11 protein-coding genes and 1 pseudogene are annotated in these 11,390 nt (G+C 50.9%); 2 read left to right on the top strand and 10 right to left on the bottom strand.

Annotated elements, in window-relative coordinates; genetic code table 11:
- Positions 1-503: 503 nt before the first annotated feature.
- The 3 genes from FS806_RS20300 to FS806_RS20290 all read right to left on the bottom strand — a co-directional run bounded on the left by FS806_RS20300 (position 504) and on the right by FS806_RS20290 (position 4,020).
- On the bottom strand, positions 504-1,358 hold the full coding sequence (locus FS806_RS20300; protein ID WP_144940263.1) for a hypothetical protein: 855 nt from the start codon (positions 1,356-1,358) through the stop codon (positions 504-506).
- 203 nt (positions 1,359-1,561) lie between these two features.
- Positions 1,562-2,764: a D-alanyl-D-alanine carboxypeptidase family protein gene (locus tag FS806_RS20295; RefSeq protein WP_144940262.1), complete on the bottom strand. Its 1,203-nt coding sequence runs from the start codon at positions 2,762-2,764 to the stop codon at positions 1,562-1,564.
- Positions 2,765-3,108: 344 nt separating this feature from the next.
- The gene (locus FS806_RS20290; protein WP_144940260.1) at positions 3,109-4,020 is read right to left on the bottom strand and encodes an NADP-dependent oxidoreductase; all 912 of its coding nucleotides are present in this window, start codon (positions 4,018-4,020) and stop codon (positions 3,109-3,111) included.
- 77 nt (positions 4,021-4,097) lie between these two features.
- Between FS806_RS20290 and FS806_RS20285 the strand changes: the two genes are divergently transcribed.
- On the top strand, positions 4,098-4,292 hold the full coding sequence (locus tag FS806_RS20285) for a hypothetical protein (RefSeq protein WP_144940258.1): 195 nt from the start codon (positions 4,098-4,100) through the stop codon (positions 4,290-4,292).
- A 61-nt stretch (positions 4,293-4,353) separates the two neighbouring features.
- On the opposite strand, the gene FS806_RS20280 is transcribed toward FS806_RS20285, so the two are convergent.
- A complete protein-coding gene (locus FS806_RS20280; RefSeq protein WP_144940256.1) occupies positions 4,354-5,235 on the bottom strand; it encodes an MFS transporter in 882 nt (293 codons plus the stop codon).
- Between the two features lie 37 nt (positions 5,236-5,272).
- Between FS806_RS20280 and FS806_RS27130 the strand changes: the two are divergent.
- Positions 5,273-5,711 (top strand): annotated as a pseudogene (locus tag FS806_RS27130) (LysR substrate-binding domain-containing protein).
- A 504-nt stretch (positions 5,712-6,215) separates the two neighbouring features.
- Here FS806_RS27130 and FS806_RS20270 read toward each other — a convergent pair.
- From FS806_RS20270 to FS806_RS20250, 6 genes are all read right to left on the bottom strand, one after another.
- Complete coding sequence (locus tag FS806_RS20270) at positions 6,216-6,521, bottom strand: hypothetical protein (RefSeq protein ID WP_144940254.1); 306 nt, start codon at positions 6,519-6,521, stop codon at positions 6,216-6,218.
- Positions 6,521-7,813 (bottom strand): aspartate aminotransferase type Ic, encoded by a 1,293-nt coding sequence (locus FS806_RS20265; protein WP_144940252.1) that lies wholly within the window; start codon positions 7,811-7,813, stop codon positions 6,521-6,523. Before FS806_RS20265 ends, FS806_RS20270 begins: the two co-directional genes overlap by 1 nt.
- Positions 7,814-7,827: 14 nt before the next feature.
- Positions 7,828-8,388 (bottom strand): DUF1697 domain-containing protein, encoded by a 561-nt coding sequence (locus FS806_RS20260; RefSeq protein WP_144940250.1) that lies wholly within the window; start codon positions 8,386-8,388, stop codon positions 7,828-7,830.
- 247 nt (positions 8,389-8,635) lie between these two features.
- Positions 8,636-9,628: a small ribosomal subunit Rsm22 family protein gene (locus FS806_RS20255; protein ID WP_144940248.1), complete on the bottom strand. Its 993-nt coding sequence runs from the start codon at positions 9,626-9,628 to the stop codon at positions 8,636-8,638.
- Positions 9,615-9,782, bottom strand: coding sequence for a hypothetical protein (locus FS806_RS25900; protein WP_186328453.1), 168 nt, complete (start codon positions 9,780-9,782; stop codon positions 9,615-9,617). The genes FS806_RS20255 and FS806_RS25900 overlap by 14 nt, the downstream gene beginning before the upstream one ends.
- A 255-nt stretch (positions 9,783-10,037) precedes the next feature.
- Positions 10,038-11,264, bottom strand: a complete 1,227-nt coding sequence (locus FS806_RS20250; protein WP_144940246.1) for an MFS transporter — start codon at positions 11,262-11,264, stop codon at positions 10,038-10,040.
- Positions 11,265-11,390 lie beyond the last annotated feature (126 nt).

Genomic DNA, 11,390 nt, shown 5'->3' with positions numbered 1-11,390 from the left:
ACGACCAACTTTACACGCCTCGAAGGAAGGTGAATAGCGCGAAGGTGTAACGTCTCTCTTTGCCAAAGTCCTTCACGATTCCCAGTTAAAATCTGGTAAAAACTCGATTTTTGAACTGGGTTTAGTTTGGTGTTGTCTTTTTTCCTGACTCATTGACCTGTTCCTTAAAGTAAATTTCCAATTCTCATGAATCAGGGGCTTGACATCTTACCGCTGGACTTTTCTTATGACCCGTCTCCGCTTCTAATGGCAGCGATCTTTTCTCAGGTCATCTATCCATTACTTCATTGCAGCGAATTTGCTGTATAAAATCTATTAATCCCTTAATCCAGTTAATTCTAGGACCTTCGTAGTTCATCCATACGGCCGCCATGCCGGTCCAATATGTATTGCAAAATATTTCCGACATGTTCAAATGTGTCTTGTTTCCTCCCTTCCGGACATTCCTCGCCTGCAAGAGCCCTTCTATGCGTGTAAACGTCCGGAATATTCCATTCTCTTCTTCACAATTTGCGCAAAACCATCCACCACTTGCTGTCGTATGCCTCCAACTTTACTTCTTCCAATCCCAGATTCGCTTCCTGTATCCATTCCCTGGCCAGCTGAATGTAGGCGCTGTGAAATTCCGAGGAATAACCCAGTTTTTCGTAACCTTCATGCGTACAATTATCGAAAATCATGTACCCTCCCGGCTTTAACAATTTCCCCAAAGTCTCGATGATGCCGATAAAGCCCCCGTATGCCGCATTTTTTAGTTCCCCCCGATTGTGATAGGCCATCACGGCTTGCAGCATCTGAGGCTCTATCGTCCACCAATTGCTATTTACTGTATCGATTCCCTCTTGGTTTGCTATGATCGTCTGAATAATATCATTGACGGCATGGTGAAGGGATACAACATCGAAGGATCCTTCCGGATAATAATCCAAAATATGAATGCCATCATCCTGGATTACCCGAATGTCGATCCGTAAGCTTGCCGTCTTCCTCATAAAATTTTCGGATAATTCCTTGTTTAGATTAGCGGTAACATATTTCGCGACACTGGAATAGGCATCCAATGCTTTAGGAATATAAACCGTGTCCCCCGCAGCGATTTCAAAAAGCATACCATCGGCAGGTACCTGCAATCGGTCAAACAGATTAAACCACGAGGCCGTGTAAAATAATTCAAACAGCTCATGGCCCATTTCCCCGGATAACCGGATGGGAACTTGGATTACTTGCTTGAATTCCCTCTCGATCTCCGCAGCGGTCATCCCGCCCAAACGTATAGCCACATCTTCCGGAAAATGCTTTTCCAGATGCTGCTTGAACTTCCCTGTCTCCACTTGTTTGGCAAGCTCGCTCAAATTCATTTTTTTATCACTCCATGCCAAGAGGATTTGCGAATGACGAAAATAACAAATCAAAGGGACTCCTGTGTCTGTGAAACCGCTATTTCGCCACCGATGAGTTTAACATACCATAAATTGACATGATGCTGTTCTATTTTTTTTGAGAAATAAAAAAGCAGCCTCCCCCTTTTGCAAGAGTTCGCTGCAGCTATCGAAAACACGGACTATAGAGCATTTTTTCTCTTTATTCTTTTCCTCAAGATCAGGAATACGAGTGTGATGAAAATGGTTAGGACAAAGGTGGTGCCGGTGCCAAGCTTGTAGGGAACCGCCTTTTTCTCTATCGAGGCGCCTTCCGGGTTATCCTCCTGCTGCTTCTCGGAACTCCTATTCCTGGAAGCTGCCGCAGCGATCGGCTCCAAATCTTCGGTATACAGGTTCTGTCCTTCCAGGCTTGATACGACCATTTGTCCCGAGGCATCGTTGATTTGGATAACGAAATTTTCATCCTTCCTGCTTGTGAAGACCAGCTCCTCCGGAATGACATAGCGGTCCAGATAAGTCTGGAAGAGGGAAGGATTCAAGACAACCCGGTTTGTCCGGAATTGTTCAAAGCCGTAATTGAACAAGGCTTCCATATCGCTATAGGCGAATTCGGATGAAGCGGCTTTCAAGGTTACGGCAATCCATTCGGAGTCCCCTCTCTTAACGGAGGCTACTAATGTATGGCCGGACTCGTCCACATATCCGTTCTTCACTCCAGTGGTTCCCTCATACCGCCATAGAAGCTTGTTATGATTGTAAATGGTCGTTTTCCAGCCTTCCCCGTTCCACCCCAGCTCCTTCGTTCCAACTATGGAGCGAAACTGCGGATTTTGCATGGCATACTGCGTAATTAGCGCCATGTCGCGTGCGGTCGTTTGGTGATTTTCATTGAACAGGCCGTGCGGATTTTGGAAGGTGGTGTTCGTAACCCCAATCTTGTCGCGGACAAACTCGTTCATCCGTTCGGCAAACTTCGCTTCGCTGCCGTCAAAATATTCCGCTATCGCGGTAGCGGCATCATTGCCTGAATTGATCAGCATTCCCTGCACCAGTTTCAATAGCGGAACCTGCTCTCCTTCCAGCAAGTATACCCGGGTCCCTTCTACATTGCGGGCTGCTTCGCTAACCGTTACCATATCCTCCAAATTCCCGTTCTCCAAAGCGATAATACCGGTGACGATTTTCGTGATGCTCGCCGGGTACATCGGACGGTCGCTGTCTTTCTCATACAAGACCTGGCCGGTAGTTCCGTCTATTAAAATAGCCGCTTCACTATGAAGCGTTACAGGCTTCTCTTCTTCCATGGCGTATGCTGTATTTTGGAAAGGGGTCATTAACGGCATTAATAATAAAAGAATCAGGGCATAGAAAATAGGTTTCATTGCTTTCTTCCTTTTCTTTATCTTAAACGTAGATAACGTTAACAAATAGAGCTCTCCATTCCATCAAGAAAACCATTTGCCGTTCATCCTCGAAATATATCGGAAACATTAACTTTTTGAAAAATGATATCAAAACAAGCATGCAAATTCAAACCGACACGAAAAAAAGAAAACGCTCCTGCTCTAAAGTGCAGGAAACGTCTTCTTTTGGACGATCCATGACGCGTGCCTTTCCCGGGAAACCAACGGTTATCGTAACCCTTTGGCCTGCAGAGACCGTTTCGTCGTGCATCTCTACCGTTTGTTTGACAAGCGAGAGCCCCCAAAACCGCTGCCCATCCCCTCTAGCCGATCGTCAGGACTATCTTCCCGCGAACGTGGCCGCTCTCAACCTGCCGGTGAGCAGCAGCGGCCTGATGCAGCGGATATTTGCCTGAGACATGGACAAACAGCTTGCCTTGAACATACAGGCCGACAAGCTCGGCCAGCCGTGCAGCAGACCGCTGGCTGCGAATGCCGCGCACGCCCAGCCGCTCCGCAAGGGCATGGTCGACAATCGTGCCGATGCGGTCCTTGCTGTGCACCAGCTCCACCGATGCATGGAGCGCCTCGCCTCCGATGGCATCGAAGGCCGCATCCACTCCGTCCGGTGCCAGCGCCCGCACCCTGGCGACCAGACCGTCACCATAGGTGACGGGAATCGCGCCCAGCGAGCGGAGATAGTCGTGGTTGCGCTCACTGGCGGTGCCGATCACGGTCGCGCCCCAGGCCTTGGCCAGCTGCACCGCCATAGTACCTACTCCGCCTGCCGCCGCATGAATCAGTACCGTGTCGCCCGGCCCCACTTCAAGCTCCCGCAGCGCTGTATACGCGGTCTGGCCGGAGGCGGACAGGACGGCGGCTTCCTCCCAGGGCATGCCCTGCGGCTTGAGGACGAGCTGATCGGCAGGGACGACGACATATTCGGCATAGCATCCCAATATCCGGTAGCCCAGCACTTCATCACCGATGGAGAAGCCGCTGACCCCCTCCCCGGTTTGATCCACCACACCCGCGAATTCATTGCCCGGAATCTGCGGGAACTTCACGGAGGCGCCCGGTGGCTGCCAGCCGGTTCGCACCGCAGTATCGAATGGCTGCACGCCAGCCGCCTTAACGTGAACCCGGACCTGGCCGGGACCCGCATGCGGCGCCTCTAAATCCACAAGCTGCAGAACCTCCGGAGGGCCGAAGGAATGAAAAGCCGCTGCCTTCATCTTTGTTCCCCTCCCTCTGATCTAATATAAAGCCGCTTCACACGGAGATTTCTTCCCACACTCAGGGCAGCTGAGGAATGTCTAAATTCACACAGGGCCATGTTCTATCCATCCTTTCATCTGTCTATTTTGCTTATAATCCTCTGGCAGCTTCCAGCTTCCGCTGGGCTGCGCTGACAAGTTTCATTAATCCGTCTCTTCCCGATCAGAAAGTGATGACGACCTACGATCACATCTATGGTAATATCCGTATTACCCAAGAACCCAGTTGATTGCGAACAAAGCTTACAGCCATTTGAAACGTTTGTCGTAGACATTGAATTCTCCCCGATTCTAGCCTTCCGCCATACCTCCTGCCAGACTTCGCCGCTTTCTCGCCTCCCTGTCGAATTGCAGATAATACAACACAATAATTCCCGTATACCCAACCGCCAGGAAAAAATAAATGTTGCTGAAAACAAACGCATTAGAATAAGCGTTTATCGGATTGAGGGCGACGATGGGGCCATGGTCCATCACTTTGCTGTACATGACAGCGGCGACGGAACCCGCCATAAAATTCGTCATCGCCAGAAATCCCATACCCACACCAACCTGCTCCTTAGGCAGCGTCCGCGAAATCGTATTGGATAAGGCAATTTGCATGAACGTTTGTCCGATATTGCCAATGATTAGAAAAAGGGCAATGAAAGCAGGAGGACTTCCCGCAAAGGAAGAAAGTAAAGCAAAGCCTGTAAGAAGCAGAGCTGCTGCCGAATAGAAAAGAAACGGGTTACCTTTTGCATCCGCCAGCTTGCCCCCGCTTCTTCCCAGCAAGGCGGAAGAAATGGCAGCCGGAAACATGGCGAGCCCGATCGCTCCCGGGACCAAATGATAAACATTGGAAAAAAGCTGCGGACTTAGAAAAGGAAAGGAGTAGCCAATCCCTCCCGCCAGAAAGGCCATTACCAAGCCAAGCGAGTAGCTTCTATTCTTGAACAGATGAGGCCGGACAAAAGGTTCCGCCGTATAGCGGATTCGCGCTATAAATAACAAGAAGCCTATTAAGCCGGCGGCTGCCAATCCGCCCTTTTCATATGTGACGGCCAGAAGCAGCAGGGCGACGGCTCCGGCCAACAAGCTTCCCCCCAGCCCGTCGTATTTTCCCTTCTTCCTCTCCTCATCACCTAAATATTTGCGAAATAAAGGCAGCATAGGCAAAACCAGCAGCGGCATGCAGAACAGCCACCGCCAATGAACCAGACTGACGACGATGCCGATTGTACAGCCTGGAATTTGTGCTCTTCCTGTGTTGAATGAGGAGGTTTACTTGGCCGTGCCTAGCGGGGACCGATTGGCGGAGCGGGACAGCATCTGCTTGAGCGAGGTGGCCCATGAGCCATTCATCGGCTATAAGGAGGGGTATCCGTTTCGAAAGATGAATGATGCATTCTGCCGGGCCGCGGGATTTTAACGTCGTGTGCGAAGTTGACGAACCGACCGCTATCGGCAACCTGGTTCGGGCCGGACTCGGCGTCGCTTTCGTCGGTGCTTGCAAAGGGGACGCGGAAACACCTTTAATTAAGCTTCGTATCGACCGTCCTGTTTGTCAGCGCACCTTCCATATCGCTTGGCTGGAAAACCGCTACCTTTCCCGGGCGGCCCTACAATTCCGGGACTTCCTTGTCCGGCATTTTGCCAAACTGCAATAACTTCGCAACGATTCTTTGTCGAAAAGCTCGGTAACGTATCCAACTCTTTCGTCATGGACGTCTAACTGGATTTCATACAGCTAGTTTGTTCCTCTGAGGGCGAAAGACGGAAACTAAGTGGAAAACCTGCAGCTAGTTTGCGCTCAAAAGGCGATTTCAGCAAAAAAACTCGATTCTAAATGGAGTTTTTCCATTTACTTCAATCACTTTCTGCCATTCGCTGGAATCTAACTGTATAGAATACAGTTAAGTCGTTTTTTCCAATTAGACGCGCCATTCCCGCTTGCAACGGCACCAGAAGAAAATGAAAATAGACGGATTTTCAAAGTAGAAAGCGATAGTTTTGCAGGATCTATATCCAAACTTATATTTCATCAGCCAGTCACATCAAACCTTTGGACCAATTTCGCTCTGCGAAAGTGAAAGTTTTTAAGCCAATAGGAACTCTTATGTGGCAAAAAAATAAAAACACCTGCCTCAGCGGCAGGTGTTGTCGTATATCGGCTAAAGCTCTTTTGTGGACAATTTTTTGTAGACTTCAATAAGCATGTCAGGATTTTCCCTAATATAGAAGGTCCGGACTCCATTCTTTGTGTGCAAATATAAAAAACCAATCGCCCCCTCCTCCCGGTGATTGCGGAAAAAGGAGATGTCGAAAACATCATGAAGCGGAAATCTTTCCCGTCTGACTGTGATTTCGTCTTCGTAAAGCTTCATTTCATAGGAGGCTTCGGTGATGATTTCCTCTATCCCCCGGATTTCCCTGCGGATTTCAATACAGGTCTGAACGGCCAGAGCTTCTCCGGACATTACTTGGACCCATCCTGCAACAGCTTGTTAATAGACACTAACTGAACGCATAGGCACAGCACTTGAATAGCAGTCGTCAGCTCTTCCATAGACGGATACGAAGGGGCGAGACGTATGTTCCGGTCACGGGGATCTATACCGTATGGATAGGTGGCTCCTGCCTTGGTCAGCACGACCCCCGCGTCGGCTGCCATCTCGACCACCGCTTTGGCGCAGCCGTCCAATGTGTTCAAGCTGATAAAATATCCCCCTTGAGGCCGGCTCCAGGAAGCTATCGATTTACCGCCCAGTTCGGAATCCAGGATATCAAGCACCCGTTCAAATTTGGGCCGCAGGATGGCCGCATGTCTGGCCATATGCTCCATGATTCCATCCAAGTTCTTGAAAAAACGGACATGTCGAAGCTGATTAATCTTGTCGGGGCCAATGGTTTCTGCGGCAAGCAGCTTCCTCGTCCAATCCAGGTTCCCTTGACTGGATGCCATCATAGCTACGCCGGATCCCGAGAAGCTGATCTTCGATGTGGATCCGAATAGGAATACCCTATTCGGATTACCGGCTTCTTTACAAGCCGTCAAAATGTTCTTCAGCGAAGCGGGCCGATCGGTTAAGTGATGTACGGCATAGGCGTCATCCCAGAAAATTCGAAAATCGCCGGCCTTCGTCTTCATCGAGGCCAGCCGGTCGACCACTTCATCCGAATACGTGATCCCCTCCGGATTGCTGTATCTGGGCACACACCATATTCCTTTGATTGCCTCGTCCTCGCTCACAAGCCTCTCTACCGTATCCATATCCGGACCGTCCTGCAGCATGTCTATCGTTATCATTTCGATGCCGAACAGCTCGCAGATAGCAAAGTGCCGGTCATACCCCGGACTGGGGGCCATAAATTTGACAACAGGCAGCTTGGCCCACGGAATTTCACTGTCGCATACTCCATGCAGCATAGCTCTAGCTATCGTATCATGCATCATATTGAGGCTGGAGTTCCCGCCTATGATGATTTCCTCCGGATGGACCTCCAGCATTGGGGCGAACAACTCCTTCGCCTCGGGAATCCCGTCCAAGCCCCCATAGTTACGGGTATCTACACCATTCTTGGCCAGAAAATCATCCCCGGAGCGGATCAGACCCAGCATTTCGTTAGCCAAATCCAGTTGTTCGGGACTAGGCTTCCCTCTGGACATATCCAGTTTCAGCTTTTGGCTACGGAACCGGTTATACTGCTCTTGCAGCCGGAAACGGTATTCGTGTAATTCCTCTGTGCTCAACGTATGGAAATCACTCATGGTCGTGTCCCTCCTTATCCTTTGCTCCTTAAGCTTTCGGCCATTGCTACAAGCTTGTTGACTGTGGCCCAGTTGCGTGTCGTAGCCGCCAGACCAAGCTTTTTCTCGAGGAAATTATTGGAAAACAGAGATTTCCCGTAGCCTTTGCGGCATAGAATGTAAACTTCCCGGGTGCGGAGACGATAATCATCTATTTCATTTTTATAAGACAATAACCGATCCTTGGCTTCTTGCGCCGGTTCCCCACTAAGAAAGCTGACATACACCTTCTCATCCGGAGTGAGGGAAGGCAGGTCATAAGGGTTCCGTTCCACAACCTCCTCCAACTCCTCCATCGTTCTTAGAACTACGGTAACCTCGTAACCAAGCGTCTCCTTGAGCCGGCTTTCGATTTTATGGACCAGCTCCTTGCTTGCCTCCTCTTCCACCGTTTGAAAAACAACATTCCCGCTTTGTATATAGGTTTGCACATTTTGAAAGCCTAACGATTCGAAAATAGCGGACAACTGATCCATCTTTATAATCTTCTGCCCGCTGACGTTAATTCCCCGTAATAAAGCAATGCAGATTGGCATATCCCGAATTCCTCCCTTATGACGGCCGGTTCGTGCTCTTTCTGATTATATAGAATGTAACATGTTTTCACGAGCTGTGCATACTAAATTTTCCCAGAGCAGATGGCCCTCTCCTGTTACATATAAAGAATTCCAGACAAGGCCATTTTCTCCCACAAAGAAAAGCAGTCCCGCGATGGGAACTGCTTCCTGAATCCTTGTAATACACCGTGATGCAGCCGTAACGCCCCGCAAAAAGGCATGTGGCCTATTCCCTATCGTCCGGGCCTGGAACAGGCGAGCCCCAACGAAGATGGCGCGCCCTGCGGAACCGATCGCGGTCCTTGCGGGTGACGACCGTCTCATCCAGCCCTTGCGGGGTACAAAGCTCGAGCCGGATAAACCCTGTATGAACCTGGGGATGGCGGATGACTCTTCCTGAAATCGTCGTGCCGCCGGCCCGAGAAATGCAGATATAGGAAAATTTCTCGTCTTCATAGGCGAGTTCCCCCGCTTTGGCCAGACGATGAAGCCGCGAGCGGGATACCCTCGCCGCAAAATGGCACCAGTTCCGCCCGGACATAGGACATCGGTTCTCATGAGGGCATGGAGCTATAATCCGACCTCCTATAGACAGCAACTGCTCCCGAGCCTGCCGGATACGCGCAAACCCTGCCGGTGTGCCCGGCTCGATGATAACCAATGTGTGGGAGGTCGATTCCCAGAGCTTGCCGATGATAGCCTCGCAGTCGCTGGAAGGCATCTCTCCCAGCACATAAGACGCGATCACCAGATCATGCGCGCTGACGCCCCATCTCCCTCTGAGATCAAGCCTACGCCAATGGGCTTCCCGAATTGCGGAGAAGGATGAATGGGCAGCCAAACGTCTGCCAAGGTCAATCATGCCTTCCTCGCGTTCCATGAGCGTTATCCGGCTGATCAGCCCCGGCCATACAGCGGCCGCTGCCCACATAGCCGTACCCGGACCGGCCCCTATGTCCAATAAAGTATCGGGGGACCAGCCCGGAAGCCGGTCTTGAACCTCCCTTGCCGTCGAATATACCGCTGCAAAAGTGGCTGGAAGGCGAAATGCCGCATAAGCTTCCACATCCTCCTGCGATTGCAGAAACTTGCCTCTTCCCGAAGACAAGCCTGTGCGATAGCGGCTGGACAGCCTCGCCGCGGCGACCGCAAGCTGCTTGGATGAGCGCAGCGCGATCTCTACATCAATAGCCTGCCGTAAATCTCTAGGAAGCTCCATGTCCGGCCTCCCCTGAACTAGGGTTGGCTCCAGATCGGACCGGCACTGCCCGGCCAACCGCTACTGGATAAGTTTGCTTGCTCGCAGACCAATGGACGCCGAGCCGCTCACCGTACCGGTTTAAATATGTCTCCGCTTGCTTATGGTTGAACAATAGGATACCCCTTTCAGATTCTGAGGGGGATCACAGTTTATAGGGCGAATGATGCGGTCCCCCCTCGAATGAGCCCCTGAACGACATATACACTGCTAACCATAAACATCGCCTCCCGAAAATAGTTCCTTTCAGAATAGCATATCCAGCCCGCTGTACACAGGGAAAGTATGATTATAGCCTATTTTTGCCTGCTCCGTTTACTCCTTCCTCGGGCTAGAAGCATTAAGAATCTTCTCCCCGCTTGCGTCATCGTTAGTTCTTGTCCGCTCCCAGTGTCTCGCTCTTAGTCCCCGGAAGCGGCAGGACGACCAACGTTCCGATGATAAATAACAGAGCTGCAGCCGAATACAGGACAATGAGCGGAAACATTTCCTTCAGAACCCCGGATAAACTCATCATAATCACCATAGAACCGGTCATAAGAGGGGTTCGGATGCCTGTTACCCGGCCTATGAACGATACGTCCGTATTTTGGATCACAAGCGAATGATTTCCGATAAAGATGGCGGGTTGAAACAGAGCGATGATAAGCTGGGCCAGCATAGCCAGCCATAGTACGCCGGATACCCCCATTAGGGCAATCCCTGCGGCGTTCATAACCAGACCAAGCACCAATAGCCTCTGCGGAGGAATACGGCCGGCCGCACCGAAGGCGAGGAAGCCTCCCGCCATTTCCCCAAGGCCATACGGTATCAACAGCCATTGCAGGTACTCCGGAGACAATCCGAGCCTTTCGGTCACGACAAAAATTCCGAGAGGCGAGATTAATCCGACTCCGAGACCAACCGCCACAAAACTGATACTGAGCAATCTAAGCACCGGCCTCGACAACACATAACGGATTCCGTCGGACATTTCCTTCCACAGGGAGGTCTTCCCTTTCGCGGCGCTGCCCGCTTCGGGATCAGGCGGAATGAAGGCCATAGCGGCGGCAGACAGCAGGAACGAGAAGCCCGTCATGGCGATTGCGGCAGCCATGCCCAGGTTTTGATATACAACGGTGCCCAGCATCGGCCCCACAATCATAAAGACAGAGATCATCGTCTGCAGCAAGGACATGCTCGCTTGGGCCTGATCTTCCGGCACATGGATTTTAAACAGCTTCATACCGGAGGGTTGGGCAAATTGCGACAGAATGGAGGAACACAATGTGGTGAAAAATACGGCCGGCCACGCGCCCAGTTCGAAGGAAGCCAGAACGGCAAATACCGATAGGGCGCTGAGAAGATCGCACCAAATAACCGTTCTTCTTGGTCGCCAACGGTCCGCGAATACACCCCCCAAGAACGAGAATATGAAGATAGGCGCGTACTCGGCCACAGAGATCATGGAAACAGCCAGAGCGTTTCCTCCGGTTTGCTCCATAACAAATAACAGGACGGATAGATTCCGGACCCAGATGCCGATCTGCGAGAACAATCCGGACACCATAACGGCCCGGACATATCGGCTGCGAAGAGCCTCACGGGGAGATGACATTTTCCCTACTTCTCCTTTCAAGGTGAATATTATTCGGAATTCCGAGGCTCATTGTAGGGCCTCCTCTCAGAGGAGAGTCAACGGGGTTGAAAGTATTTCGAAGGGAAAATTTTCTTCCGTGTATTC

The sequence above is a fragment of the Paenibacillus sp. 32O-W genome (assembly GCF_007679495.1).
Lineage (GTDB): Bacteria > Bacillota > Bacilli > Paenibacillales > NBRC-103111 > Paenibacillus_L > Paenibacillus_L residui.
This window is presented reverse-complemented; position numbering and strand designations above follow the sequence as displayed.